Source organism: Pristimantibacillus sp. Z349TD_6 (genome assembly GCF_056173205.1).
On sequence record NZ_CM149662.1, the window covers coordinates 4,935,525 to 4,961,180 of the forward strand.

At 44.8% G+C, this 25,656-nt stretch carries 25 protein-coding genes and 1 other RNA gene; 10 read left to right on the plus strand and 16 right to left on the minus strand.

Annotation, left to right across the window (positions count from 1 at the left end):
• Nucleotides 1-42 precede the first annotated feature (42 nt).
• Together AC0VYE_RS21685 and AC0VYE_RS21690 are read left to right on the plus strand one after the other, a co-directional pair.
• Entirely contained in the window at nt 43-558 is a 516-nt protein-coding gene (locus AC0VYE_RS21685; protein ID WP_076266845.1) for a thioredoxin family protein, read from the plus strand.
• Complete coding sequence (locus tag AC0VYE_RS21690; RefSeq protein ID WP_475442847.1) at nt 555-1,091, plus strand: PCYCGC motif-containing (lipo)protein; 537 nt, start codon at nt 555-557, stop codon at nt 1,089-1,091. The genes AC0VYE_RS21685 and AC0VYE_RS21690 overlap by 4 nt, the downstream gene beginning before the upstream one ends.
• 121 nt (nt 1,092-1,212) lie before the next feature.
• Here AC0VYE_RS21690 and AC0VYE_RS21695 read toward each other — a convergent pair whose 3' ends face one another.
• The 3 genes from AC0VYE_RS21695 to AC0VYE_RS21705 form a co-directional block, all read right to left on the minus strand.
• Entirely contained in the window at nt 1,213-4,779 is a 3,567-nt protein-coding gene (locus tag AC0VYE_RS21695) for a LamG-like jellyroll fold domain-containing protein (RefSeq protein WP_475442848.1), read from the minus strand.
• Nucleotides 4,780-5,061: 282 nt separating this feature from the next.
• Entirely contained in the window at nt 5,062-5,865 is an 804-nt protein-coding gene (gene yjbM / locus AC0VYE_RS21700; RefSeq protein ID WP_076266843.1) for a GTP diphosphokinase, read from the minus strand.
• A 17-nt stretch (nt 5,866-5,882) separates the two neighbouring features.
• Nucleotides 5,883-6,980, minus strand: a complete 1,098-nt coding sequence (locus AC0VYE_RS21705; protein WP_475442849.1) for a quinone-dependent dihydroorotate dehydrogenase — start codon at nt 6,978-6,980, stop codon at nt 5,883-5,885.
• Nucleotides 6,981-7,154: 174 nt separating this feature from the next.
• Here AC0VYE_RS21705 and AC0VYE_RS21710 point away from each other — a divergent pair, with 174 nt between their 5' ends.
• Nucleotides 7,155-7,295, plus strand: coding sequence for a hypothetical protein (locus AC0VYE_RS21710; RefSeq protein WP_179089760.1), 141 nt, complete (start codon nt 7,155-7,157; stop codon nt 7,293-7,295).
• Between the two features lie 5 nt (nt 7,296-7,300).
• Here AC0VYE_RS21710 and AC0VYE_RS21715 read toward each other — a convergent pair whose 3' ends face one another.
• The 3 genes from AC0VYE_RS21715 to AC0VYE_RS21725 form a co-directional block, all read right to left on the minus strand.
• Nucleotides 7,301-8,695, minus strand: coding sequence for a L,D-transpeptidase (locus tag AC0VYE_RS21715; protein ID WP_475442850.1), 1,395 nt, complete (start codon nt 8,693-8,695; stop codon nt 7,301-7,303).
• A 159-nt stretch (nt 8,696-8,854) separates the two neighbouring features.
• On the minus strand, nt 8,855-9,091 hold the full coding sequence (locus AC0VYE_RS21720) for a ferredoxin (protein WP_053376893.1): 237 nt from the start codon (nt 9,089-9,091) through the stop codon (nt 8,855-8,857).
• A gap of 56 nt (nt 9,092-9,147) precedes the next feature.
• Complete coding sequence (locus tag AC0VYE_RS21725; RefSeq protein ID WP_475442851.1) at nt 9,148-10,434, minus strand: DNA polymerase IV; 1,287 nt, start codon at nt 10,432-10,434, stop codon at nt 9,148-9,150.
• Nucleotides 10,435-10,636: 202 nt separating this feature from the next.
• On the opposite strand from AC0VYE_RS21725, the gene cimA reads away from it, so the two are divergent.
• The gene (gene cimA, locus AC0VYE_RS21730) at nt 10,637-12,253 is read left to right on the plus strand and encodes a citramalate synthase (RefSeq protein ID WP_076266839.1); all 1,617 of its coding nucleotides are present in this window, start codon (nt 10,637-10,639) and stop codon (nt 12,251-12,253) included.
• 67 nt (nt 12,254-12,320) lie between these two features.
• On the opposite strand, the gene AC0VYE_RS21735 is transcribed toward cimA, so the two are convergent.
• Nucleotides 12,321-12,860, minus strand: coding sequence for a TlpA family protein disulfide reductase (locus AC0VYE_RS21735; protein WP_076266838.1), 540 nt, complete (start codon nt 12,858-12,860; stop codon nt 12,321-12,323).
• A 252-nt stretch (nt 12,861-13,112) separates the two neighbouring features.
• Here AC0VYE_RS21735 and AC0VYE_RS21740 point away from each other — a divergent pair, with 252 nt between their 5' ends.
• Nucleotides 13,113-13,568, plus strand: a complete 456-nt coding sequence (locus tag AC0VYE_RS21740) for a M67 family metallopeptidase (protein WP_475442852.1) — start codon at nt 13,113-13,115, stop codon at nt 13,566-13,568.
• On the opposite strand, the gene AC0VYE_RS21745 is transcribed toward AC0VYE_RS21740, so the two are convergent.
• The 3 genes from AC0VYE_RS21745 to AC0VYE_RS21755 are packed head-to-tail and all read right to left on the minus strand — an operon-like array spanning nt 13,554 to nt 16,775.
• A complete protein-coding gene (locus AC0VYE_RS21745) occupies nt 13,554-14,288 on the minus strand; it encodes a 3'-5' exonuclease (protein WP_076266836.1) in 735 nt (244 codons plus the stop codon). The genes AC0VYE_RS21740 and AC0VYE_RS21745 overlap by 15 nt on opposite strands.
• A gap of 12 nt (nt 14,289-14,300) precedes the next feature.
• Nucleotides 14,301-15,368 (minus strand): DUF294 nucleotidyltransferase-like domain-containing protein, encoded by a 1,068-nt coding sequence (locus AC0VYE_RS21750; RefSeq protein ID WP_475442853.1) that lies wholly within the window; start codon nt 15,366-15,368, stop codon nt 14,301-14,303.
• A gap of 42 nt (nt 15,369-15,410) precedes the next feature.
• Nucleotides 15,411-16,775: an ammonium transporter gene (locus AC0VYE_RS21755; protein ID WP_076266834.1), complete on the minus strand. Its 1,365-nt coding sequence runs from the start codon at nt 16,773-16,775 to the stop codon at nt 15,411-15,413.
• 607 nt (nt 16,776-17,382) lie between these two features.
• Here AC0VYE_RS21755 and AC0VYE_RS21760 point away from each other — a divergent pair.
• Together AC0VYE_RS21760 and AC0VYE_RS21765 are read left to right on the plus strand one after the other, a co-directional pair.
• Complete coding sequence (locus AC0VYE_RS21760) at nt 17,383-17,808, plus strand: MerR family transcriptional regulator (protein WP_372238962.1); 426 nt, start codon at nt 17,383-17,385, stop codon at nt 17,806-17,808.
• Between the two features lie 35 nt (nt 17,809-17,843).
• The gene (locus AC0VYE_RS21765; RefSeq protein WP_076266832.1) at nt 17,844-18,524 is read left to right on the plus strand and encodes a zinc metallopeptidase; all 681 of its coding nucleotides are present in this window, start codon (nt 17,844-17,846) and stop codon (nt 18,522-18,524) included.
• 93 nt (nt 18,525-18,617) lie between these two features.
• Here the strand turns inward: AC0VYE_RS21765 and gltC are convergent, their stop codons facing one another.
• Together gltC and AC0VYE_RS21775 are read right to left on the minus strand one after the other, a co-directional pair.
• The gene (gene gltC / locus AC0VYE_RS21770; protein ID WP_475442854.1) at nt 18,618-19,514 is read right to left on the minus strand and encodes a glutamate biosynthesis transcriptional regulator GltC; all 897 of its coding nucleotides are present in this window, start codon (nt 19,512-19,514) and stop codon (nt 18,618-18,620) included.
• Between the two features lie 34 nt (nt 19,515-19,548).
• A complete protein-coding gene (locus AC0VYE_RS21775; protein ID WP_475442855.1) occupies nt 19,549-20,196 on the minus strand; it encodes a rhomboid family intramembrane serine protease in 648 nt (215 codons plus the stop codon).
• A gap of 103 nt (nt 20,197-20,299) precedes the next feature.
• On the opposite strand from AC0VYE_RS21775, the gene tpx reads away from it, so the two are divergent.
• Nucleotides 20,300-20,818 (plus strand): thiol peroxidase, encoded by a 519-nt coding sequence (tpx, locus tag AC0VYE_RS21780; RefSeq protein ID WP_076266829.1) that lies wholly within the window; start codon nt 20,300-20,302, stop codon nt 20,816-20,818.
• Between the two features lie 77 nt (nt 20,819-20,895).
• Here tpx and AC0VYE_RS21785 read toward each other — a convergent pair whose 3' ends face one another.
• From AC0VYE_RS21785 to cshA, 4 genes are all read right to left on the minus strand, one after another.
• Complete coding sequence (locus tag AC0VYE_RS21785) at nt 20,896-21,285, minus strand: DUF1499 domain-containing protein (protein ID WP_083681704.1); 390 nt, start codon at nt 21,283-21,285, stop codon at nt 20,896-20,898.
• A gap of 113 nt (nt 21,286-21,398) precedes the next feature.
• Nucleotides 21,399-21,581: non-coding RNA, 6S RNA (gene ssrS, locus AC0VYE_RS21790), on the minus strand.
• 48 nt (nt 21,582-21,629) lie between these two features.
• Nucleotides 21,630-22,406, minus strand: coding sequence for a YesL family protein (locus AC0VYE_RS21795; RefSeq protein ID WP_076266827.1), 777 nt, complete (start codon nt 22,404-22,406; stop codon nt 21,630-21,632).
• 181 nt (nt 22,407-22,587) lie between these two features.
• The gene (cshA, locus tag AC0VYE_RS21800; RefSeq protein WP_076266826.1) at nt 22,588-24,204 is read right to left on the minus strand and encodes a degradosome RNA helicase CshA; all 1,617 of its coding nucleotides are present in this window, start codon (nt 24,202-24,204) and stop codon (nt 22,588-22,590) included.
• A 194-nt stretch (nt 24,205-24,398) separates the two neighbouring features.
• Between cshA and AC0VYE_RS21805 the strand changes: the two genes are divergently transcribed.
• Nucleotides 24,399-25,199 carry a YitT family protein gene (locus tag AC0VYE_RS21805; protein ID WP_076267061.1) on the plus strand — a complete coding sequence of 267 codons (801 nt, stop codon included), beginning with the start codon at nt 24,399-24,401 and terminating at the stop codon, nt 25,197-25,199.
• Nucleotides 25,200-25,343: 144 nt separating this feature from the next.
• The gene (locus AC0VYE_RS21810; protein WP_076267060.1) at nt 25,344-25,532 is read left to right on the plus strand and encodes a hypothetical protein; all 189 of its coding nucleotides are present in this window, start codon (nt 25,344-25,346) and stop codon (nt 25,530-25,532) included.
• The last annotated feature ends 124 nt before the right edge of the window (nt 25,533-25,656 follow it).

The following is a 25,656-nucleotide window of genomic DNA, read 5'->3' on the forward strand; positions in this document are numbered from 1 at the left end:
ATAGCTTGTCCACTTAAACCTGTTTCGGAGGTAGTTGCTTACATGAAGAAGAAAAAGAAATTGAAAATGATTTACGTCTATATCGGTATCGTTGTTATTTTATTCGGTCTTATTACCGTTTTAAACAACAGTGGCAAAGTAAACGCCGTATATGACAAGCCCCTCTCCGAGCTGAACCCAGAAACACGCAAGCTGCTTAATGATCCTAACTATCAGAATATCATTTTGCCTGCTGAATTAGACAAGAAAGTGGCCGATAAGGAAGATTTCTTCGTTTATCTATTCGCTTCTGATTGTCCGCATTGCCAAAGAACGACGCCACAGCTTATGCCGCTTGTTGATGAGCTCGGAATTGACCTTCCGCAATTCAACTTAAGAGAATTCCCTAGCTATTTCAACAAATATAATGTCGAGTTTACGCCTACACTTGCTTATTTCAAAGATGGCGTTCAAATTGACAAGCTAGAGGGCGGACTTGCTGAAGAAGGAACTACCGGCTACAAACTAGATGATTTCAGAGCGTTTTTCAATAAATATTCGGGGGCTGAAACCAAATGATGAAGTGTCAGCGCCAAACGGCTGAGCAGATGACGGAGGAGCAAAAAAATTCACGCATTCGCAGCATCATGTATGCTTTGCTGCTCGCATTCGCTTTTATTACTTTGCTCACCGCATGCGGCTTAGCGAACGACGACAAGGCAGGCGCTGAGCATCAACACGGTTCCGAAACATGGCAAACAACAGCATCCTATGATGAGCTGCCTGGTTTTTTAGCGGACTATACGCCGCATACGAGCGAGCTATATAAAGGAGTCCATGCTCACGCCGACATTATGAGCGGTATCACTTGTTATTGCGGTTGTTCAGATGGGTTAGCAGTTGAAACCCCGCATGACTCGCTTCTGCGCTGCTACGTTGCCGAACATCCTGCGGACGAGGGCGCTGTAACATGGACCAATCACAGTACCAGCTGCGGCATTTGTAAGAAAGAGATGGAAGAAGTAATCGCCTTAAGCAAGCAAGGCAAGACCAAGGAAGAAATACGTGCAGCCATCGATAAGCTGTATAAACCAAAAAAATCAACAGATTAGTTAACGCTCGTCTGCTGTATAAGTTGAAGAAGCTGTCCAGCAAGGTCTACTCCGACCTTGCTGGACAGCTTCTTTTTTTCAAACATGTAATGCAGCTAAGGCTTTATTTACTTATTCTTACTTATTTGCTCCAGTCAACGATTAATTTGGCCATTAATACGAGATCGAGAATATCAATGACCTTGTCGTTGTTCAAATCCCCAGATTTAACTGCATTCCAGTTGCTGTCGCCTTCCTTCGCACCATATGATTTCACGAGGATTGCTAAGTCAACGATGCTTACCTTCTCATCATTGTTATAATCGCCAGGGATATTAATAACTTCAAGGGCATGTGAATTGCCGGCTATCGTTACTTCCTCCACACTGTCGGATAATACTGCTTTTTTCACTGTAATTTGGGTTGGGCCTGCCAAAGCTCCTGCCTTAGCTTGGAATGTGAGCTTCATCCAATCCCCATTTGCATTCGCCTGTGCTTCATTCAAATGGACTGCAATCAATCTTACTTGTCCATCCTTATCCTTCGTTTCTGGGATCAAAAATTTAGTTTCATCCATGGATACTGCCGAAACAAAGGTCAACTTGGAAGGATCGTATTCAATCGTAATGTCCTCTGCCATAACGGAACCCACTACGTTTTCTAGACTGTAAGTAAGCGCAATGGAACCACCCACTGTTACTTTCGTTTCACCTTTTAAGCTGGCTTTTTCCGTCTGCTTGTCCTTCACGGTACCTGTGAAATCAATTTCACTCATGCTCGTAAAGGTGCCTGCTGCATTATAAGTGCTCTTTACCACAAACTTGATATATCTGCCGGAAATCGTTTTGTTAAGCGGTGTAAAGTCTTTATACGTACTGCCTGTCCACGATTTGCCGAAGGTACCTGTCGCTTTATTGGCTTCATTCGCAAGGAACGCCGCGTCACTTAGATCTGACAAGCGATCAGATGCGTATACCTCAAAGTCTTTCGGAAATTCCAGCGCAGTTTGATTCATTCTGCTCGTTCTTTGAATGCCGCTCAAGCTATGGCTATTCTTTGAATCAATAATAACCCAGTGAGGGAACTCTGCCGCGGGAGCCTCCCATTTGGAGTGCCAAATAGTCGCCGAATCACCATCAAGAATATTTGATGCAAATGCATCTTCATAATCCGCATAAGAGCTGAATGATTCGATTGCAAATGCCGATTTCGATAGGAACTGATAAGTCACAGATTCCTTTGCCGCTTCCAAAGCGAGCATAAGATTCACATAAGCTTCATCGATTTCGTTAACTGGGCTTTCAGGAGTAAGCGCCGATGCACTGCTTAAAGCAGAACGGAGCTCCATCATCTTGGCAGCGGAATAGGTGACGCCTACAACACTTTCACTGGCAGCATCAAAGGCCGAAGCATCAACCTTCAACTTGTTAAGCTGCTCATACGTATAGGCAGGAATGATTTTGTAGGAATCGGATAACGCTTTGATCTCCGTTGCAGTGAGCGTCCGCTTCCAAATTTTCAAATCGTCCATCGTAACATTAGCACCGCCGTTCCCTTTGTTGCCATCCGCGCCAATAATCGTATTAAAAGCTGTGTCAACACTGCTCGTGCCAAGTGCAGTCATCTCTTTAGAGGCCTTCTCCACCCCATCGACATACACTTTGCCAACTTGGTTTGCTCGGTCGACGGTGACCGTGAGCAAGTGCCATTCACTTCCAACACTACCCGCCGAAGTATCCATTCGGTTCGTGCCGTCTGCAATGTTTAACGTCATTGCATTGGCTACAGCAGGTCCGATATACCAACCGACGTTTTTGCCGCTGTTCCAGTTTTTATTCGAAATGACCGTCTGATCACCAGACAAATTGCCTGTATGCCAGAACGATACCGTAAAGCTGCCACTGCCAAACTTCAGATCGCTGCGGCTGCCCATATCGATATAATTCGCATTGCCTGCCGGAATGTACGCTGCTTTATTTGATTTGCCCTGCACGTACGCAACGCTTCCGCGTGATACAGCCGAACCCGTCACGCCGCTCGCATCATCGTTTAAGTTGTCGTCAAACTTCATATCAACGACTAGGTCCTTCCACATCGTTTCAGGGTCAATCGGCGTAAGCTCAGGCAGCGTGCCTTCCGTACGGAATGTATGCTGGATCGCACTAGACTTGTTCCCGTAGCTGTCTACGGCATAGATGACCGCAGTATAGGTCGTTTGCGGATCAAGTCCGTCCAGTGGAATCGTCATCGCATTCGGAATCGGCGTAAAGAAATAGTCGGAGAACACATTAACCGATTTTGCGGTCGTACCCGTCCTTTTGTTCGTAAGCGTCAGCTCGTAATGATGCATGTTTTGGTCATCCTTCGCTTGATTGAAGCTCAGCTTAGGCGTGCCATCCAGATCCGTCACTTTCAGATCCGTCTCAGCAGGAAATTGCGGTGCTACTTTATTGCGGTTTGCACTCGTATACTTGAAATTGCTTTTGATCTCTTGAATCGTGCTGCCTTTCAGTTCAATAACCCATTTCTCGCCAGCAATTGTACCGACGCTGTTGAATGGAGGAACCGGTGTCCAATCATCCATAATATCTGCCGGATCTGCATTAAAAGCAATTCTATCTACTTCAATCCGGTCCGCATACACTTCAATAAAATCAGCCTGAGATACCGGAAATTCAAAGCGGCTGACAAGCCCTGCATTCGTTACAGCAGAGTAGCCATGCTCTGCTTCAATGTACGACATCGAGCCAAGATTCAGAGCCGTATAATCCTTCTGGAAAATAGAGCGTTCATCGCTGTTGGTCAGATGGGAGTGCCCCGACAACGTAATAACCTGCGGGTAACCCGCCAGATCACTGTTAAGGTTCGGATTCGACGCCTGCTGTCCGTCCATTACCGTCCCTGTGATCGGCTGATGGATGCCTACAAAGATCGGCTTATTTTTGTTTAATGGATCAGTCGTAATTTCAGCTAGTCTGCCCTTAAGCCAATTGCGCTGGCCTGTATCCGAGTTGTAGTTGTTTCCGTTCAAGAAGAAAAAATAATAACCGCCGATTTGAGTTTCATAATAGCCATTGGCCTGTGATGTGAACCAATCCGCTGGATAATGCTCATTCACTTTTGCAACTGTCGCGTCATGATTTCCCATTGCAACATGCATCTTTGTATTGGTCATATTTTTTCTAGCTAGATTCGCTTGGAAAATTTCCCTTACCATTTGATGATCGTTCGGTTTGTCTCCTCCGTTATCGTTGATCATATCACCCACAACCAGGATGGCATCAGGATTTGGGAAGATCGATGCGATAGTATCGAAATAGCTTTCATATCTTGGATCACCTGTCGTGCGTGAGCCTACATGAACATCTGACATCGCTACAAATTGCAACAGCGGCTTTTCACTTGTTTTAATCATGTAACCAAACGTTACCGCCTTGCTCGCCACGCCATCCTTTATCGCAATCGCGCTAAGGTTTGTGGTTTTGGCAATCGTGATTGGATTATTGTCAGCTTTTTTGCTTTTCTCGTTAGGCAGCGTTCCATCAAGTGTATAATAAATGCTAGCATCACTTGTTTTAGAGCTTAATACAACCGCTATCGCAGCCTCGTAACGTCCTCCAGCGACAGATGCTTCAGGTGCTTGTACCGCACCATCGGCAGCGCTTGCTGATCGAATGAACCCTTGTGCATTGGAACATAAAACAGCCATAACTATGAAAACCGCTAAACTTCTCCTCCACTTAAAAAACAAATCAATCACTCCTTTTATTTTCTTGTTTCATGTGCATTATATATGTTTTAATTGGTTGTATTGTTAAACAGAAGTCATTTTAACGTTTGTTTATTGTAAATGATGGAATGGACGCCACCTCCCTTGGACAACAAAAAAAGACGACTTCTCACTCTATAATGGAGTGAAAGTCGTCTTCAATGTTCATTTTGCCTAACTATCCTAAATCCAATTCACATTGGTTTTACGCTTGCTTTTATGCTAGCTTTGGTTAGCTTTTTTAGCTTTCCCAATGGCTGTTTGAATATCAAGCGAAAGCTGATTAAGCTCATGATAGTCCTCTTTTTCAAATTTCTCGTTAAATTTCATTTGAAATTGAGCAGCTTCTCGAACCCGATTATAAAAATACAAATCTTGAATGCCTTTAAGCACCTTCGAGACCACATTGGATTGCTCCTCGAATTCGGTCTGCGCATCCAAAATCTCTTTGCGAATGCTGGTCATTTCTGTATCCAGCTGCGATGCGGCTTCAGCCGCTTTCTTCAACCGCTCACGCACATCCTCAGGCAAGCTTTCTTTAAACTTGTAGTTTAATGAATGCTCAATTGTCGCCCAAAAATTCATCGCTAACGTCCGTATTTGAATTTCAGCCAACACGATTTTGTATCCTAGTGCTGTTTGAACCGGATATTCTACAATCATATGGTAGCTTCGGTAGCCGCTGTCTTTGAAATTCGTAATATAATCCTTCTCATATACAAGGGAAAGATCTTTACGTGTGCGAATCAAGCCAGCTACTCGGTGAATATCATCCACAAACTGGCACATAATGCGAATACCAGCAATGTCCTCTATACCCGTATCCAATTGATCCGAGGGGACTTTGAGACGCTTGGCCTTTTCCAGAATACTAGAAATTCGCTTAACCCGGCCGGTGACGAATTCTATCGGCGCGTAAGCTTCTCGTATCTTCAGTTCGACCCGCATCGTTTTAAATTTCACTTTAAGTTCTTCAACCGCTTGTTCATAAGGCTGTAAAAAAAGATTCCAGTCTCTACCGTCCATCCGGCCGCCTCCTGTTCTTAAACGTGATCTGCACCAACTGCTTCGGCAATATTGCGGTAGCCATCTTTGCGTAAACATTCCTTCAATCCACTCGTTAGCTCTCGCAGCACTCCAGGCCCTTTGTAAATAAGCGCCGTGTAGATTTCAACAAGTGAAGCTCCCGCGCGGATTTTATCGTATGCATCTTGTGCTGTAAAAATGCCGCCCGAGCCAATAATGGGCAGCTTGCCCCCGGTTTGGCGATATACCGACCGAATGACCTCCGTTGAACGTTCTCGCAGCGGCTTGCCGCTGAGCCCGCCCGCTTCGCCAGCATTCGAATGCTGAAGGCCTTGGCGCGATAATGTTGTGTTTGTTGCAATTATACCTGAAACTCCACTGTCCATAATAGTCGCAACGGTAAGCTCCAGCTGTTCATCTGTCATGTCAGGCGCAATTTTGACGAGAACAGGTTTTGCTTTTGCTCCTGTTTTCGCCGCTTGCGTGTTTATTTCCTTTTTTACAGCGGTAAGCAAATTTCTTAGTTCTTCACCATGCTGCAAATCACGCAAATCCGGAGTGTTCGGAGAGCTGATATTGACGACAAAAAAGTCGCCGTATGTATACAACTCGCGTATGCAGGTCTGATAGTCCTCATGAGCAAGTTCATTTGGCGTTATTTTGTTTTTGCCAATGTTAACCGCTATCGGGATTCTATTTATTTTGCGTCGTGACAGCTTCTCTGCCATTGCCGCTGTGCCATCATTGTTAAAGCCCATCCGATTAATAAGCGCTTCGTCTGATGGGAGGCGGAACAATCGCGGCTGCTCATTGCCAACTTGTCCTTTTGGCGTTACCGTTCCAACCTCAGCAAAACCAAAACCTATGCTTGAGAAACCGTCCGCAGCTTTGCCGTTCTTATCAAGTCCAGCAGCAAGTCCAACAGGGTGCGGGAATTGCAGTCCGAATAGTTCTGTAGTAAGCTCAGGCGACTTTGCTACGCCATACATCGCATTCATCAGACCATTCAGACCTGGAACTACACCGCCGGCAGCTAAGCCGTCAATCACAAGATGATGGGCCCTCTCAGGATCCATTCGAAAAAAAATAGGTTTTAAAATTGAAGAATAAATCAACTTACTCACTCCGATCTTAGATGTATGCTCTATCTGACAGTTTATCTTTTTTGCGGCAAAAAGAAAAGAGCCTGCACTGAAGGTGCAAGCTTCCATTGTATTGCGGCTTGTCTAGAAAACGATTACAATGAGATCATATTATTTATTACTATGAAATAGAGAGGTTGATTGACGATGAGTTCACCAAAAAGAAGACCGGCTACAATCAAAGCGAAACCGAAGGATGAAGTAAACAAAAAAGCGCTTGTGTGGATTGGTTCAATCGTCGGCGTCGTTGTTGTAGCTGTCGCGCTGCTTCTTATTTTTACCTCGTAAGCGGTCTACGTCAACCATTTATAGATTTTCAAGGGATTGGTTTCGTTTTGGAGCGGCTCCAGCTGAAAACGTTCTGCTGGCTGCTGCACCTTAGACGGAAGCGTCCCATTTTTTATTTTGACAACCGTTCCTAGCGGCACCATATCAAACAGCTCCTCCACATCAGCTTTGCCCATCCGGATACAGCCAAGTGATTCGTCCTTGCCAATACTGCCGGGTTCATCCGTTCCATGAATCGCGTACAGCGTATTCGATAATGTCATTCCTCGGCTTCCGAAGTTACCATCGTCACGCCCATTCGGATTTCTAACCTTTTCACTTATGTAGAAGCTTCCCTCAGGCGTTGCATCGCCTCCGAGGCCCACCTTATAGCTGCGCACAATGATATCCCCCTGAATAACAGCAAGTCGATAACTCGCTTTATCTACCACGACCTCTAGCGGCTGGCTCCACTGTTTATCCAAAATTCCATTTGTGCCTACGATCGGACTCGTTCTTTTTTCACTTTCCTCTTGCTGCTGATTTCCTGCTGCTTGTTCTTGTTCTTGGATTGAACGGTTTTTTTGTGCTTGCGCGGCTTTCAGCTTTCGCAATACAGCCGGAAACATAGAGCGCATACCGCTGCGTTCCCCGGAAAGAACATTGTTCGGATAAGGCCCAATAAGATCATCCAGCTTCTCCGGCCACTTTTTAAATTTTTTCTCATATTGATAGATGCCGCTTGCAAGCGTCCAGTGCGTCTCCTGCTTCACGCTCCATTCCTTATATTCTGCTGCAGCCGAGCTCGCCTCAGAAGGCTCACACTCGCAGGTAAGGCGGTCATACATCGTTACATCCAGCTTACTGCTTCCATTTTCTTTTTCTATGGACATGAGCAGTCTAGTGTTCCCTGTCCATTTCCGCCAGCCCTCATCTTCCTCAAGGCGAGCTGCAATGGTATGAAGAGGTGCTTGCTTGCCGGCTGCAATGAGGCTGTTCCATGCGCTGCCGACTGGATTTCGTTCTTTACGAGGTATAAACACAACGCCAATTGGGTTCACTTCAACTAAGGCTATAGGCTCGGGCTGCACTGGCCTTTCCTTGTATACAGAAGTGCTAGCTGGAGCAAACACTGCAACGAGCAGGAACAATAGAGCTAATGCTCCTAATTTGCGAGCTCGTCTTTTTTTCTTTTGCTGCAAATCCCAATCTTTAAGCAGCTGCAATTGATTTTCCGATAACGGATGACTTTCATGCTCGAAGGCATCGTATACTTCACCAGCTTGCAGGAAGCAATAATTCGCTTTGCCCTCCTTGCCAGCGATCTTGTATTGCTTGCCTAACAAATACCAACCCATTTGGTTATCAGGGTGCTGCTTTACAAATTGCTTCAAATAAAAAATATCTTCCGGAGAGTCCATCCCCCATCCTCCCGACATGTGGTATATATCCTCTATATCGGCAGGCAGGGAGTTTGATTGTAATCCCGAGTTCATTTCTGTTATTGCTGCATATACAAAAAAAGCTCCTCACCGCTGCATAGCAAAGCGGGGAGGAGCTTTTTTATCATCACTCAAAAATTAGTAATTAAAAGGAACGTCTGCAATTTTGATTGAATCTGTCGGACAGCCGTCAGCTGCATCCTGCAAATCATCGAACAAATCTTCAGGAATTTCAGTGTTGCCTGTATTACCGTCAGCTTTATAAATAACTTCTGCAAGACCTTCGTCATCATAATCATAAATGTCAGGAGCAGTCGCTCCGCAAGCTCCACAAGCGATGCACGTATCTTTTTCAACCCAAGTAAACTTACCCATGGAAATCCCCTCCCAAATAAATAAACGGAATAATCTCGTCTCTGTACAGTCAAGCTTCATTCATCAATATATAACAAACTATCGTCCTTTTGCAAGGATGTACCGCGAATTCGTTTATTCCTAATTAAGGTTGAAGGATCATCACCAAGCATTCCTGCCGTCAAAACAGCATCTTCTCCATACTTGTCGCGGAGCTGATCCATCGCTTTAGTCAACGCTTCTTTTCTCGGCTGTTTCTCGTAGCTGAACAAATCAAGCTGCAAGGCAGTTTCTGCAAGCAAAGTGAGGTTCTGGAGCGTTATGCCAAGCAGCCGAATCGGCTCGCCTTCCTTCCAATGTCGGTCATATAGCTTGCAAGCCTCCCTATAGAAATCTTCACTCGATTCCGTAGGTGCTGCAAGGGTGTGGGAGCGTGCAATCGTCGTCATATCCGGCTTGCGAATTGTGATTTGAACCGTAGTTGCGACCATCTTCTGCCTTCGCAGCCTGCGACCTGTCTGATCCGCCAAATTAAGCAGCACCCGGAAAACATCTTCCCGCGAAGTAATATCGCTTGGAAGCGTGGTCGTATGACCGATCGATTTGTTCCGTTCCCGATTTGGGTTAACTTCAGAGTAATCAAGTCCGTAGGCAGCTGATTTCATCCAAGAGCCAACTACGCCAAAATGCTTATTCAGCATCGTTTCCTCCGATGCTGCCAACTGGCCAATCGTCCGAATATTCAGCTTGCTGAGCTTATCAGCCGTTTTTTTGCCAATGCCAAACAAATGATCGCACGGCTTATCCCAAAGCACCTTTTGCACATCACGAATCCGCAGCACAGTCAGCCCGTTTGGTTTTTTCATGTCGGATGCCATCTTTGCAAGCAGCTTATTTGGAGCTAAACCAATAGAACAAGGAAGAGACCACTCGGACTTGATTCGCTGCTGCAGCGAAGCCGCAATATCAAGCGGCGAGCCGAACATTTTCGAACCGGTAATGTCCATATAACATTCGTCAATCGATACAGACTCAACGAGCGGCGTATATTGTCTAGCGATTGCCATAAAGCCATGTGAATATTTACGGTATAATGAAAAGTCCGGTTTGATTAATATAAGCTCAGGACAAAGTGTTAGTGCCTGTCTGACTGTCATTCCCGTCTTTATCCCTCTGCTCCGTGCTGCATAAGAACAAGTGACGAGGATACCCTTTCGCTGCTCAACGCTGCCTGACACCGCAGTTGGTTTGTCCTTATATTTCTCCGGCTCCTCAGCCTCATGTACGGAACAATAAAAAGCATTCATATCTAAATGAATGATAACTCGGCCCTTAGCCGGATAGAACTCATTTGTATTCGTCATAATCGCGCAACACACCGCCTAACCTAAGCCATAAGCCTACATAAGCTTATCCACCCAAGCATACAATTCCAATAGGGTCAAGTCAACGAAGCACGCGCGAGCTGACAAAAATTCCTTTTGCCCCCTCTACTTTCAAGGCGACAAGTGTTATAATACTAAATTATGATTTGAAAAGGCATTCAGTGAAGGAGGCGTCCCGTTAATGACAAAAAACATATCTATATTCGATACGACGCTGCGTGACGGTACTCAAGGTGAAGGGATCAGCCTGTCGGCAGATGACAAATTAAAAATTGCCCAGAAGCTCGACACGTTGGGCGTTCATTATATTGAAGGCGGAAATCCTGGAAGCAACAGTAAGGATATTGAGTTTTTTCAGCGGATCAAAGCTTTCAATTTAAGCGCCAAAATTACTGCCTTCGGCAGCACTCGTCGCAAAAACAGTTTGGCAGAGCAGGATGCCAGCCTTGTTCGCATCGTGGAGTCCGGTGTTCCGGCTGCTACGCTTGTAGGCAAGTCATGGGATTTCCATGTACATACAGCCCTGCAAACGACTTTAGAAGAAAATATGTCGATGATTTTTGATTCCATTGCTTTTCTAAAGCAAAATCAAATGGAAGCCTTGTTTGATGCCGAGCATTTTTTCGATGGCTACAAGAACAATCCAGAGTATGCCATTGCTGTTTTGAAGAAAGCACAGGAAGCTGGCGCCAACTGGCTCGTCCTATGCGATACAAACGGCGGCACATTGCCTAGTGAAATCCATGAAATCGTTTCTCGCGTGAAGCAGGAGCTAACGGCCCCTATCGGCATTCATACACATAATGACTGTGAGCTGGCTGTCGCAAACTCTTTAGCAGCAATCGAAGCCGGAGCTCGTCAAGTACAAGGCACGATCAACGGCTACGGCGAGCGCTGCGGGAACGCGAACCTATGCTCCATCATTCCTAACTTGCAAATCAAAATGAATTATGACGTTTTGCCAGAGGATAAGCTTCGCACATTGACGAGTACAGCTCGATATATCAGTGAAATTGCGAATGTTCACATGCCTGTTGGTCAAGCTTATGTCGGCAATGCCGCATTCGCTCACAAAGGCGGCATTCATGTCTCCGCCATTATGAAGGATTCCAAAACCTATGAGCATATTCAACCAGAGCTTGTTGGAAACAAGCAGCGAATACTAGTCTCTGAGCTCGCAGGACAAAGCAATATCATATCCAAGGCGAAAGAGCTTGGACTTGACGTCAACGCAAATAATGAGAAAACAAAGCTCATTATGGATCAAATTAAAGAGCTCGAGCATCAAGGCTACCAATTTGAAGGCGCCGACGCTTCCATGGAGCTGCTGCTTCGCGAAGCATTCGGCAGCGAAGTAAAAGAGTTGTTCAAGGTTGAATCCTTCAAAATGCTCGTAGAAAAAACAAACGGCCAAATGATTTCAGAAGCGATTGTAAAAATCAACGTTGGCGGCCAACAAGTTTATATGGCTGCTGAAGGTAATGGACCTGTCAACGCCCTCGATAACGCTCTGCGCAAGGCGCTGGTGCAGTTTTATCCGGAAATTGTTGATATCCATCTATCCGATTATAAAGTCCGTGTAATCGACGAGAAGGACGCTACAGCAGCTAAGGTGCGAGTTCTAATCGAGTCGACTGGACTAAACAATACGTGGAGCACAGTTGGCGTATCAAACAACGTTATCGAAGCAAGCTGGGAAGCTCTCGTAGACAGCATACGTTACGCCCTGCTTAACATGGTAAAGGTTGACAGTACGCTCGTTGATCCTCACGATCGCATGGGCCTCGTCAATCATTAAAACAACAAAAAAAGAGTCGAACAGGTTATTCACGCCTGCTCGACTCTTTTTTTGTTGTTGCTGCCGACTACATCCATTTCTCAATCATGCGTTCCCACTCCGCATAAGGAATGACGCCATTGATCCGCTCTCTAATTACACCTTCGCTGTCAATAAGGAACGTTGTTGGAAACGTATCTACCTTATACTGCTTCGTCACATCGCCCACCCGATCCATTAAGATTGGAAACGTGAACTCATATTCTTTGACAAAGTCTCTAGCTGCCCGTTCTTTATCGAATTTCGTAGCATTAACGCCAACGAGTGAAATTTTTTCCCCGTATTGCTCATGCAGGCGCTGCAGGTCCGGCGCTTCCAGTTCACAAGGACCACACCAGGATGCCCAGAAATTAACGAAAGTCAGTTTATCCTGTTTGCCCCCTATTTCATAGGACTTCTCATCAAGATCAGGAAGTTTGAAGGTTGTCGCTTGAAATCCCGCTTTCGGCTTAAAATCAACTGAAGTGGCTGCTATCGCTGCTGAATCCGAGTCATCATTTTTATATTGAAATACAGCTAATCCTGCAAACAGCAACGCAATCGTAAATAGTGCTGCGACACGTTTCATGAGGTTCCATCCTTTTTTTCACTTTTTCAAATGCCTATATCGCTTCATGGTATCATGCACCGTATAGAAGCTCAATACACAGGACAAATTAGCCATCAAAACGTCATTTTTAAAGAAATGGTTCTTATCTATTCTCTGACGACTATTATGGGTAAGTTGAGTATAATTCATACTCAGCCTTGTTGAAATTAGCGGACTTAAGCCTATTTCGTTATACTTAATTCATTCGCATTATAAAAAGGAGGCATTGTGTTGAAAACACACCAAACGCGTGGCTGCATAACCAAATCGGCATTCGAGCGGCTTATTCAAATATGTGCGGATGCTCAACCTTTTGAGGCATGTGGCATTATGGCAAGCAGCCAATCCCTACATTCCATTACCGCTGATCAAAATGAAGCCATTATAGATATCGTTATCCCCATAACTAATAATCATAACGATCCCATGCATTCGTTCTCGTTTGATCCGACCGAGTGGACCGCTGCTTATTATGACATGCAAAAAAACCGACAAACGCTTGTCGGCTTATTTCATTCGCATCCGCGTACAAAGGCTATTCCGTCTTCTAGCGACACTGACGGTTTCCTGCCCGCTTCGGAGCTTTCCTATTGGATTGTTTCACTGGAGAACATGAAATCGCCTGACGTTAAGCCCTATCGCCGCTCAGAAGGTTCATTTATTCCACTGCAGCTAGTGCTTGCTTAAATAGGCATACAGATCGCCGAGTGTCGTAATATTTCGTTCCAAAATACGCGTCAAATAGTTCCGCCACAGCTTTGCTGTCATGATTGAATCCTGCAAAGCATGATGCCGCTCTGTAATTGGAATACAGCAGCTCTCAAGCAAATCATCGAGACTGTATCCTTCCAGATTAGGCTCCAGCCATTTGGCCACCATCATCATGTCCAGCACTCTGTGGTTCAAATTAATCTTTGACGTCCTCCACAATGCCGCGTTCAGAAATTGCTTATCGTGGCCGGAAGCATGTGCGATAAGCAGCCTTCTGCCGACAAACTCCATAAAATCATGAAGCACCTGCATCAAATCAGGAGCATCCTGTACCATTTCATTCGTAATGCCGGTCAGTTCGACAATCGCTTTCGGAATTCTTCGTTTTGGATTCACGAGACTATAAAAGGTTTCACTTTCAACAAGCTCGCCATCTCGAAACAATACAGCGCCAAATGAAATAATTTCATCCCCATTATTCGGATAAAAGCCCGTTGTCTCTAGATCAAAAACAATGACCTCCAGCTCTCGAAGAGGCATATCGAACATCGACTGCTTGCGCTGCTCTTTATTGACATTCCGAATAAACGCCATTTGCTGCGCATTTTGCGAGCCTAACATAGAAGCGATGGCAGGCGTAAATCCTCCCATTTTGTATAGGTTCCACATGCGACCGACGCCTTTTTGTTCCTTCATTTCTCCACCGCCTTACGTAAACCTGCCCATTGTTTGCTTAAAAACCGTTCGTTGCAACCTCTTGCCAAGACGCAGTCCGCTCTTAAGCTCATCCGTCATTTCCTTCGTAAGCTTATGGCTCGACAGCTTTCCATTGTTGGCATATAAGCCATCTGCATTTTTCTCAGTCGTCATTAGACGGAGCCGGAGAAAAATCCGAAAAGCTTGATCATAAATAGCCCCGTCGGCTGATGACATCTTTCCTGCCTTTACAAGCATTCTAATTCTCTCAAGCGTAGAGGTTTCACGGATGCCTTCTTGTATTGATAATAGCCGAATCGAATTAACCATAGGAATATAGGCGCCATATTTAATATCTAAGCTGCCCGCTTCCTCGCCATACTGCTCCTTTAGCAATTGGCCAAAAAAGCCTAGCAGCACCTTATGCCGAAGCGTATTATCCAGCATCCGCTGCAGGATGATCTGGTGGTTAAGCATATCAATAAAAAACAATTCTTTAAGCTGTTCAATTAGCTTATAATCTCCATAAATACAGCGGCCATCAGCGATAATAAGCAAATAACGCACTGCCTCCCACGCAGGCTCCTCAAACCAAGCACCCAGTTTAACGCCCCACTCCGAAATGGACAAACACCAATCCGCGTTGCTGCTTAGCACATTGCCCTCACAAGGCGGGTAACCTACACTTTGGAGATTGTTTACAATGAGCGCACTTAAATTCAAAAAATAGTTCTTAACTTCTGTTGAATCAGCCACTGGATCTTGATAGACAACTCCGCTGTCTTGATCGCTTGACAAAGTTTGCTCTTGCCGACCGCCGCTGCCGAACAATACATATGCGTAAGGCACGGGGGGAGAACCATTCCCCCTCCGTGCCATTTCCGCTTCTGCGAGGATAATCGAGCGCTGAATCACCGCATCGTGCACCTCATTTAATTGTTCATTAAATTGTTCGACTGGACGCGTTGGGAGAAGAGCCTCCATATGCTCGTGAACCTGATCCCGCAAGTTTCGCAGCCTATCCACATGATCAGCTGAACCAATCTGCTTAAGCAGCTGCAATCGCACCGGATCACTCATGCGACGCTCTCTCCTTTCGGTCAGTCCATCGCGTTCCTTCTATTAGCCTTGAATGTTTTGACCAGCTTTTTTCATTTGCTCAGGATAACCATAAGCTCCATGCTCACTCAGGTCAAGACCGATAATTTCTTGCTCTTCTGTTACGCGGAAGCCCATCACAAGCTTCATAATGCCTAGAATAAGGAATGATGCAGCGAGTACGAATGCGCCAACGACTACTACCGATTCGAATTGAACCCAAAGTTGCTTCCAGCTGCCTGTGTCGATCAAGCCGCCTGTACCTACGCCCACTTTATCTGCGAGTTCTTGCGTTGCAAAGATACCGTTGGCAAGCGTACCCCACACACCAGCCGCGCCATGTACAGATAGAGCATAGATAGGATCATCAACTTTAACTTTCTCGAAAAATTTCACACTGTAGAACACGAGCACGCCAGCTACTAAACCAATGACGACTGCCGCCCAAGGAGCGACGTAAGCACAAGAAGCTGTAATTGCAACTAGACCTGCTAGCGTACCATTCAGCATAGCCGTAATGTCAGCTTTGCCTGTTACTGCCCAAGAAATAAGAAGCGCTGCAACGCCGCCTGCGCCTGCTCCAAGCATCGTGTTGAATGCTACATATCCAAAAAATCCATCGCCAATCGCTACCGTGCTGCCTGCGTTGAACCCAAACCAACCTACCCATAGAAGCAATACAGAAAGTGCTGTGAATACTTGGTTATGTCCCAAAATCTCATTCGCAGAGCCGTCTTTGTTAAATTTACCAATACGAGGTTTAAGTAATACAGTCGCTGCAAATGCTGCAAGCGCACCCGTTAAGTGAACAACTGTGGAGCCTGCAAAATCTTGCGCTCCATCTTCAGCCAGCCAACCGCCGCCCCAGATCCAGTGAGCTACTACAGGATAGATTATGGCAATGAAGAATACGGTAAATACGATATAAGCTGAAAGTTTAGCTCTTTCTGCAAAACCGCCCCATGCTATGGAAAGCGAAACCGCTGCAAATGCTAATTGGAATAAGAAGAATACTGTACTAGGATAGCTCTCGCCTTCACCAGCTGCTAGGGATGGATCGAAGAAGAAATTGCCCCAACCGATCAATGCGTTAATTCCGCTATCGCCGCCAAATGCGATGCCGTAGCCGAAAGCCCAATAAATAAGTGCTGCCAAACCCGTTGTGAAAATTGTTTTGCCAGCAACGTGACCAGCATTTTTCATCCGTGTTGATCCTGTTTCAAGAAGAATAAAACCGCCTTGCATAAGTAGAACAAGAATGAATGCGAGCATAACCCATAGAGAGTTGAGACCCATGTTCAACGTTGCTGCGGAAGGATCCTCTGCAAACGCCATTACCGGGAACAATAAGGTGAAGATTCCTAAAGCTAACATCGTTTTCTTAATCATTACGACCACTCCCTAAATGTTATATTTCCTTACACGTTAAGAAAGACTTAATGTCATTATAGTCAGTAGTGCTCAATTTGACAATACGTTTTAACTATTTTTATAAAAAAAATCAAACGTTCGGCATATAATCTAACACGAACGTTAAGAAATGAGGCAAATCAACCCCAAAATCGTTAGCGGAAACTCCTTATTCTTCGCATTTTCACTCTATATAGGTATTGGTTCCTACTTTTTCTAGTTAAAAGCGTAAATCACTATGACTCACACCCGTTTCATGTCACCTAAATTGCGTTATATAGAAGAAACACATAAAAACGCTCTGTCGAAATTGAAAATTGACACTAAAATTGTATAGTCATGTAACACGTTTGACTGTATGGTTACTTTCCTATTATCATTAGAGGAACAATAGTTATACGTTTTCCCATAAGATGGTGATTGAGAATTTCACCTCAATAGGTAATGATGTTCTTTTAGACATGACGAGCTAAAAAAACAAACCTGTTCTTTGTCGACACATCATCTCAGAATGAGATGAAACATAAGCTTAGTACGCAAGCGGGATCTAGTTTACTTATATTTTGAACGAATGGAGGATTTGAAAATGTATCGTATCGGAGAACTATCCAAGCTTGCGCAAATCAGTGCACGAACCATTGATTATTACACTTCAATCGGTCTAATAGAGCCTGCAGAGCGTTCCGCCAAAAACTATCGCCTCTATTCTGATGAAACTTTGCAGCGTCTGGAACGTATTGAACAGATGAAAAAAGATAAATATACATTAGATGAGATTAAGGCCACAATTGAAAGCTGGAGCAAGATTACACCTGAGGAGCAGGTCTCACGTAAGCTTACGGACTTGCAGTACCATCTAAGCCAGCTCGAGCGTGAAGTGAAGGAGTTAGAGCCTGTTATTAAGAAGCTCAAGCCTCGTCAAGCCAATCACCTCTACACGCGTCTCATGCCGCAAACCGCAGCTTGCATAGAGGCACTAATGCTTCTCATTAACAAAAGCTCCCTCATGTAGCTATACATTTCATCAAAAATTGGAGGAATGACTCAATGGCGTTTATCTATGTTTTAATCGTACTTGCATTTATACTAACAATTTGGGCTCAATTCCGAGTCAAAGGAACGTTTAAAAAATGGACGCAAGTTCAAGCCAACAGTGGTTTGACCGGTTATCAGGCTGCACGAAGAATGCTTGATTCTAACGGACTTCATGATGTACCGATCGAGCCAGTACGCGGTACACTAACCGATCATTACGATCCGATTCACCGAGTTGTACGTTTGTCGGAGCCGGTGTATTATGAAAATTCAATTTCAGCGATTTCAGTCGCTTGTCACGAAGTCGGCCATGCCATTCAGCATGCGGAGCATTACCCAATGCTCGTGCTCAGACATCGTATATTCCCAGTCGTGAACTTTGCGTCCGGTGTAGCTCCATTTTTATTTATTGCCGGTATTCTATTCTCTGCACTCAACCTAATTGGGCTTGGCATCATATTTTTCTCAGTAGCAGTTGCCTTTCAGGTCATTACACTTCCGGTTGAATTTAATGCAAGCAACCGAGCTAGAGACATTATGGTTGCAGAAGGGTTCATAACGAATGATGAGGAACGCGGAGTTGCAAAGGTGCTTAACGCAGCGGCTTTAACGTATGTAGCAGCGGCTCTCTTGTCCTTGCTGGAGCTTGTCAGATATATCTTAATCTTCGTAGGCGGCAGCCGTCAGGAATAAACTTACGTGTCTTATAGCTAAACAAAAGAGGAGCAGTTCCCCTTCGGTCTTCATCGACCGATAGGAACTGCTCCTCTTTTTTTGTTCTTTTATCTATTTTATCGTGTTCTGGAAATAACGAAGCAGAAAACCGTGAAACACTTTCGCAACCAAAGGCAATTTCTCATTTGAACGCTGGATAAGTCCGATTGTACGAGTCACCTGAGGTTCGATCACCCTAACTTTAGTCGGCTGCAATGGCCCTGTATAGTGAAGCGCCATCTCTGGAAGAAGACTTACGCCCATCCCAGCGGCTACCAAACCGCGAATCGTATCCGTCTCTTCCCCTTCAAAACCAATCTTCGGTGTAAAACCTGCCTCTTGGCATGCCCCCCAAACGATTGGCCTAAGCGAATACCCTTCGCTAAACAACACGAACGTCTCATGCTCCAGCTCTTTCAATTCAATCGATACTTTGTCCGATAAGCGATGCCCCGGCGGCAATATCGCATATAGCTCCTCTGTCAGCAATACTTCGCCGCAAACGAATTCATGTTCATCCGGGAAAGGAGATATAAACGCCAAGTCAATCTCGCCTTTCACCATGTCACGAATAAGCGAAGGATACATCCCCTGCTTAAATTTAAATTTCACATTCGGATGGAGCTTGCGGAAAGCTGCCACAACCTGTGGAATTAATGAGATCCCAAGACTATGCGGGAAGCCCAGTCTAATTTCCCCCTTCTCGGGGTCAAGAAATTCATGTATTTCAATGACAGCACGTTCCAGATCAGCCAATATCACTTCAGCGCGCTTTAGAAAAAGCTGACCGACTGGTGTGAGCTGCAAATTTCTACCTTTTTGAACGAACAGTTTTACGCCAAGCTCTTCTTCAAGCTGATGAATCTGCCGGCTTACTGCAGATTGCGCCACATGCAGCTCTTCCGCCGCTTGCGTTACATGCTCTTTTTTCGCTACTTTTACAAAATAATGAAGCTGACGAAGTTCCATACCGGTTCAATTCTCTCCCGTACTTACATAGTTTTTATGAGTATCGCTGTTTCTTTTGAGTCTTTATTCGGTCAAAGAAATGGTAGAGCAAGAAGCCTGCAAGAGCGCCACCAACATGTGCCCATAAATCCACTTTGGCTACTACAATCGAATAAATAACCCCAAATATTAATATCGTATACACCGTTTTACGAGAGCTCTCGTCAAGCTGAGCCTTGCGGAACAACGATATGAACAGAAACGCGCCATACACGCCGTAAATAGCCCCTGAGGCTCCTACACCCACATGACCATAAAGATCGTCTTGCAGCACATTTACGAAAGCGCTCATCGCATTTCCCGCAATCCCACAAAGTAAATAAAATATAATATATCTCGTTTGTTTAAGCAGATACTCTAGCGGCGGTGCAAACACGAGCAAAGCAAACATATTGTAGAGCAAATGCTCAAATCCCGCATGCATGAACATGCTTGTTAAATAACGCCATGGCTGTTCTAATCCAAATGGATCATTCACTGGGTCAGTAGCAAACGCGCCATACTGATATGCATGCAAGGAATCATTAGGATCGCCATTCCATAATACGACAATAAAATAAATAATATTCAATAAAATTAATATTGATGTTACGGGATACATCTTTAAGTAAGAGCGAAAGCTCTCATATCGCAAGAAGATCACGAGTACATCCCCTTTCTCAATCCAACAATTGGACAAGGTTGTTTCATAACGATTATAATAAATCTGGTATTGACCATATCTCATTAGAGGAGGAAATTTACAAATGACACAAGAACGTAATGGAGCTGCCACATTCAAAGGCAACCCGATCACATTAGTAGGACCAGAACTTAAAGCAGGGGACAAAGCCCCAGATTTCAATCTTAACAAATCACTTGTTGAAAATGTTTCCCTCAAGGACTACTCCGGTAAGATCAAACTAATCAGCGTTGTGCCTTCAATCGACACTGGCGTTTGCGATGCACAAACTCGTCGCTTTAACGAAGCTGCTGGCGAACTAGGCGACAATGTTGTTGTCCTAACTGTCAGCGTTGACCTACCGTTCGCACAAGCACGCTGGTGCGGTGCTGCAGGTATCGACAAAGTTGTGCTGCTGTCTGACTACAAAGCGCATAGCTTTGGTGAATCATATGGCGTATATATTAAAGAACTTGGTTTGGATCAACGTTCGATCTTCGTTATCGATGCTAATGATACGATCCAATATGTTGAATATTTGCCTGAAATGACAGAGCACCCGAATTACGAGCAAGCAATCAACGCTGTAAAAGCACTCGTGTAAATTCAAAACAAAGAAGTTTTTCAGCACTATTGCAAACAAAGCGAGTGAAGGCTACCCTTCCTCGCTTTGTTTATGAATTAATTATTTACTTTAAATGCAGCTAGCTTCTTATCAAGCGTACGATATAAATCCATAATGACTCTGTAATTAGAACCAAGATCCCCTAATGAGCCGCGGGATGCTGAATAAATATCGACAGCTGATTGGAGCGGATTTACGCTAATAACGGAAACGGTGATGTCCATCGTTCTTCCAAATGCTGTGCGCTTCTCCAGCACAATCTCCCCTACGGATTGCACCTCATGAAGCACCTTATATCCTTGCATTTTCTTAAGAGTCGATATCACTTCTTCCCAAGCCTTATCTTTCGACAGCTTGTAGAAATGAGATTTGAGCATTGGATCCTTAGCCCTGTCGCCCGTCTGTTCATGACTGCGCAGCAGCCCGATCAAGGTCCGCTTCAACAACAACGATCTCCCCCTCCGGCATCTATGTACATTACTCTATATGATACCATGATTTGTCCCATGAAAAAAGAGCTATCACTGGATTTAACCAGCAAATGCTCTTTATTTGAAAATGAGAACCCGCCTATGCCGTCCGACTCACATGTTTCTGAACCCGCTTACGCAGGTGGGTGACCGCAGAACCGCTTTTGAGATCCCCTTTCGGGGGCATGTCAGCTGCGTCTCGATGTTGGTCTCCCGTGAAACAGCCATTGGTTCAAAACAGCGTAAAGCCGTAACGAGCATCGCAGGAGGTATTGCTTATTATAGACTGAACAAAAGAAAAAGTAAACTTTGATGGGCTGTTATTTACTGGAGCCGCTCGAATCTTCCTTAACTAAATCGATACGGTCTAGCTCGGCAGCCTTCTCTGCTTCTTCTTCCTCTGCCAAACGCGCTTTTTCCGCTTGGTCTTGAAGCTTCTGGTAAATCAAGTTGAAGTTCCAGAACGCCAGGTAAGCGATGATGCTGCCCATAAAGAAAGGAATAAGAAAAGTGAATCTAGTACTGAAATACATAACCGCGCCGCTCATAATTGCTGTTGAAAGCGAACGGAAAGGTTTGCCGATCGTAATGAGAACGGCGTTTTTCAGTAATTGAAACGTTTTCATATGATAGTGGACAAGCATAGAGAAAAAATTAAATAGCGATACGATTAACAGCAGCAAAAATGCAATGAAAATGTATGAAAGCAAATTCAATTGTTCACGATATACGATAAAGTCAACAACCATAATCGCAAGCAGTATCGTATAAATAATACCGCCTAGCATACTTTGCTTATAATTTTCCTTGTAGCCGCGGAAGAACGTTTTGAACAGCGCAACGTCACTCTCACCCATTACCCATTTGCGCGCAACCGCAAACATAGCTGCTGTTGCTGGAAATAAGGAGAACGGCGCGACGACTGCCATCGCAATAAGAGCGGAATAGATTTGATTGACATCCTGTGACAAAACCAATCCCCATGCAAAAAAAGCGAATGGAATCGAACAGATCAACCACAAAACATTAATAACTGCCAATCTCATGATCCATTCCGAAATTCGGTAAAACCCACCCATTAGCCCCTTTGGTTCCATCGGATCTGCCTCCAGAAAAGTAAGATTACTCCCACTAAACTACAAAGTATAGCGGAATTCGTATATCTGTTTTGTAATAAGACAACCAATAGAATAATAATAAAAAAATCGAGGTCGTCCAGATGCCCGTTAGGGATCACGGACTTCCTCGATTTTTTTGGTTATACAAGGGAAACGATTATTAGTTATTTACATAACCGTCGGAAGAGCTTTTTGGACGACGGTTTTCTGGACGTCCTTCGCTGCTTCTTTTACCAGCGTAGCCGCCGCCACTGCTGCTGCCGCCACGGGACTCATAGCCACCGCGCGAGCTGCCGCCAGTACTGCTGCCGCTGCTGCGTCTGTCATCGCGACCGCGATATCCGCCGCCACCGCTGCCGCCAGTGCTGCTGCTGCGATTGCCGCCGTATGAAGAGGACGAACCGCTGCGGTTGAATGGACGACCGTTTGAACGAATGTCCGGCTTGCGTTTTTTCGCGCGAAGCGGATCTTCCGGTGTCAATTCGATTTCTACGTTTTTCTTCTCGCCAGTCAGCAATTTAATTGCTGCTGAGAGCAAGTGAACGGAATCATATTGCTCAAGCAATTGAATCGAAATCGCTTTGTACTCAGAGAACTCTTCGTTTTGAACGACTTCAAGAAGACGTTCAGCTGTTACGCGTTGTTTGCCTTCAATCGCTTCTGCGATGCTTGGAAGCGGCTTGCGGTTCATCTTCTGACGCGTTACTTTCTCGATGAAATGCAAGTGGTCCGTTTCACGAGGTGTAACGAATGACCAAGCTGTACCTTCTTTACCTGCGCGGCCTGTACGACCGATACGGTGAACATAGCTCTCAGGATCTTGCGGAAGGTCAAAGTTGATAACATGCGTTACGCCGGATACATCAAGGCCACGAGCAGCAACGTCAGTCGCTACCAATACATCAATGCTGCCATCACGGAATTTACGCATTACGCTGTCGCGTTGGTTCTGCGACAAGTCGCCGTGCAAACCGTCTGCTGTATATCCACGTTTTTGAAGCGCTTCGCTAAGCTCATCAACCCGACGTTTTGTACGACCGAAAATGATAGCTAGCTCAGGGGATTCCATATCAAGCAAGCGGCTAAGCGCTTCGAACTTCTGGCGCTCATGCACTTCAATATAAGATTGCTCAATAAGTGGAGCTGTGATTTGTTTTGGAATAACTGAAACATGCTCAGGGTTTTTCAGAAATTGCTGTGCAAGCTTCTGAATGTTTGTTGGCATTGTTGCAGAGAACAGCATGGTGTGACGCTCGTCTGGCACTTGCTTAAGGATAGATTGAATATCCTCCATGAAGCCCATATCAAGCATTTCATCTGCTTCATCCAAAATAACGGTTTGTACATCTTCAAGACGGATTGTTTTGCGGTTGATGTGATCAAGCAAACGTCCTGGTGTACCAATAATAATTTGAGGTTTCTTCTTCAATGCACGGATTTGACGACCAATTTCTTGTCCGCCATAAATCGGCAATGAGCGAAGACCTTTGTACCTTGTCAGCTTCCCGATCTCGTCAGCCACTTGAATAGCGAGTTCACGGGTTGGCGTCATTATTAATGCGACAATGCGTTCCTCGCTTGTCGGAATTTTGTTAATGAGCGGAATTCCGAATGCCGCTGTCTTTCCTGTACCCGTTTGTGCTTGGCCAATTAAATCTTGTCCCGCCATAGCAATAGGGATAGCTTTGTCTTGAATCGGGGTAGATTCCTCGAATCCAAGTTCGGTAATTGCTTGTAACACTTTTGGTTCCAAGCCAAATTCAGCAAATGTTTTCAAACTTTTCTCAAACTCCTTTTATCTGCAGCCTACTTAAGAATATCCAAATCATTATAGCACACAATCAATCGTGAATACCAGCAAACCAATTTAAGACATACTAAGCATGCCAAAATAAAGGAATTAAACAAGTCGGTTGCATTGGAGCGATTTTATTGAATCCGCATTCCCTGCGTTACCTTTTTACAATCCCTATGATGACGATAGGCGCCTTCCTTATCGCACTGGGCTTCAATTTTTTTCTAATTCCGCACCAGCTGCTTAGCGGTGGAATATCTGGTATTTCCATGATGGTCGGCTATATTACGGGCGGAAACATCGCCTTGCTTTATTTTATCCTCAATGTGCCGGTGCTATTATGGGGATGGTTTATCGTAGGTCATCGCTTTATTATATGGAGCGTCTACACCGTTGTCGCCTCTACGGTATTCCTACAGGTTATACCCGTCATGAAAATTGCGGATGACCTTATGCTTGGCGCTGTATTCGGCGGGATTATAGTCGGGTTTGGCAGCGGTTTAACACTTCGGTACGGCGGCTCATCAGGCGGTTTCGATATTATCGCCTCGATTGCAACGCGAAAACACGATTGGCCAATAGGCATGATTATATTTTTATTGAATGGCGTAGTCATTGCAGTATTGATTTTGTTTACGAAGGACTGGAATTTAGCCTTATACTCGCTCGTCGCTATTTTTTCCGCTGGAAAAGTAGTAGATCTCATCCACGTGAGGCATATTAAACTTACGGCCTTCATCATCACGACCAAAACCGAAGAGCTGCTCGCAAAGCTGCTCTTGCACCCGCGCGGAATTACAATAATAAAAACACGCGGTGCATATTCTTCGGGTGATCGCGATATGCTGATGACTGTAAGAACGAAATATGAAATAGCAGAGCTTTGCAAAACGATTACCACCATCGACCCGCGTGCATTCATTAACATCGTAGAAACGGTTGGTGTCATCGGCGATTTTTACAAGCCAAAAGACTAAATCATATACGCAGGTATGGATTTTACACCGTATCCCTATGTTTTTGAAAATGATCCTGATATAATGTTTGTATCCCGTAGTTTGGTTTCTTGCCATATGATTTCCCCTAAACATTAGATATGAAAGGGTGAGGCTCAGGTGGATATGGAAACGGTCAAATTGTCTCAAATTGTAGAGAAGCTAGCCCCAGAGCTCAGTCCTTTTCTTACGAAACGCGAATTGGACATCAGCATTGTGCTGCGTGACGGTCTTGCAGTATTAGAGCCTGCTGACGCAATGGAAATTGTGCAGCACAGTATTTGCAATCAGCAGAGAGAAGCTTTGTTACAATGACAATGCGGGACACACACGGATTATTTATGCGCCAGTCGAGTCACACTCGGCTGGCTTTTGTTTGTTTTGCGGGAAAACGGCGGCGATAATCCCCTATTTGCAAGTCTTTATTTCAGCTTTTTAG

What these genes read in the sequence shown, in the direction of transcription:
- AC0VYE_RS21715 (WP_475442850.1), bottom strand. Translation starts at nt 8,695, where the DNA reads ATGGACTCTCCGGAAGATATTTTTTATTTGAAGCAATTTGTAAAGCAG.
- AC0VYE_RS21735 (WP_076266838.1), bottom strand. Translation starts at nt 12,860, where the DNA reads ATGAAACGTGTCGCAGCACTATTTACGATTGCGTTGCTGTTTGCAGGA.
- AC0VYE_RS21685 (WP_076266845.1), top strand. Translation starts at nt 43, where the DNA reads ATGAAGAAGAAAAAGAAATTGAAAATGATTTACGTCTATATCGGTATC.
- AC0VYE_RS21695 (WP_475442848.1), bottom strand. Translation starts at nt 4,779, where the DNA reads ATGGCTGTTTTATGTTCCAATGCACAAGGGTTCATTCGATCAGCAAGC.
- AC0VYE_RS21765 (WP_076266832.1), top strand. Translation starts at nt 17,844, where the DNA reads ATGGCGTTTATCTATGTTTTAATCGTACTTGCATTTATACTAACAATT.
- AC0VYE_RS21710 (WP_179089760.1), top strand. Translation starts at nt 7,155, where the DNA reads ATGAGTTCACCAAAAAGAAGACCGGCTACAATCAAAGCGAAACCGAAG.
- yjbM (WP_076266843.1), bottom strand. Translation starts at nt 5,865, where the DNA reads ATGGACGGTAGAGACTGGAATCTTTTTTTACAGCCTTATGAACAAGCG.
- AC0VYE_RS21760 (WP_372238962.1), top strand. Translation starts at nt 17,383, where the DNA reads ATGTATCGTATCGGAGAACTATCCAAGCTTGCGCAAATCAGTGCACGA.
- AC0VYE_RS21690 (WP_475442847.1), top strand. Translation starts at nt 555, where the DNA reads ATGATGAAGTGTCAGCGCCAAACGGCTGAGCAGATGACGGAGGAGCAA.
- AC0VYE_RS21750 (WP_475442853.1), bottom strand. Translation starts at nt 15,368, where the DNA reads ATGAGTGATCCGGTGCGATTGCAGCTGCTTAAGCAGATTGGTTCAGCT.
- AC0VYE_RS21720 (WP_053376893.1), bottom strand. Translation starts at nt 9,091, where the DNA reads ATGGGTAAGTTTACTTGGGTTGAAAAAGATACGTGCATCGCTTGTGGA.
- AC0VYE_RS21805 (WP_076267061.1), top strand. Translation starts at nt 24,399, where the DNA reads ATGATGACGATAGGCGCCTTCCTTATCGCACTGGGCTTCAATTTTTTT.
- AC0VYE_RS21745 (WP_076266836.1), bottom strand. Translation starts at nt 14,288, where the DNA reads ATGAAGGAACAAAAAGGCGTCGGTCGCATGTGGAACCTATACAAAATG.
- AC0VYE_RS21725 (WP_475442851.1), bottom strand. Translation starts at nt 10,434, where the DNA reads ATGACGAATACAAATGAGTTCTATCCGGCTAAGGGCCGAGTTATCATT.
- cimA (WP_076266839.1), top strand. Translation starts at nt 10,637, where the DNA reads ATGACAAAAAACATATCTATATTCGATACGACGCTGCGTGACGGTACT.
- AC0VYE_RS21810 (WP_076267060.1), top strand. Translation starts at nt 25,344, where the DNA reads ATGGAAACGGTCAAATTGTCTCAAATTGTAGAGAAGCTAGCCCCAGAG.
- tpx (WP_076266829.1), top strand. Translation starts at nt 20,300, where the DNA reads ATGACACAAGAACGTAATGGAGCTGCCACATTCAAAGGCAACCCGATC.
- gltC (WP_475442854.1), bottom strand. Translation starts at nt 19,514, where the DNA reads ATGGAACTTCGTCAGCTTCATTATTTTGTAAAAGTAGCGAAAAAAGAG.
- AC0VYE_RS21795 (WP_076266827.1), bottom strand. Translation starts at nt 22,406, where the DNA reads ATGGAACCAAAGGGGCTAATGGGTGGGTTTTACCGAATTTCGGAATGG.
- AC0VYE_RS21755 (WP_076266834.1), bottom strand. Translation starts at nt 16,775, where the DNA reads ATGATTAAGAAAACGATGTTAGCTTTAGGAATCTTCACCTTATTGTTC.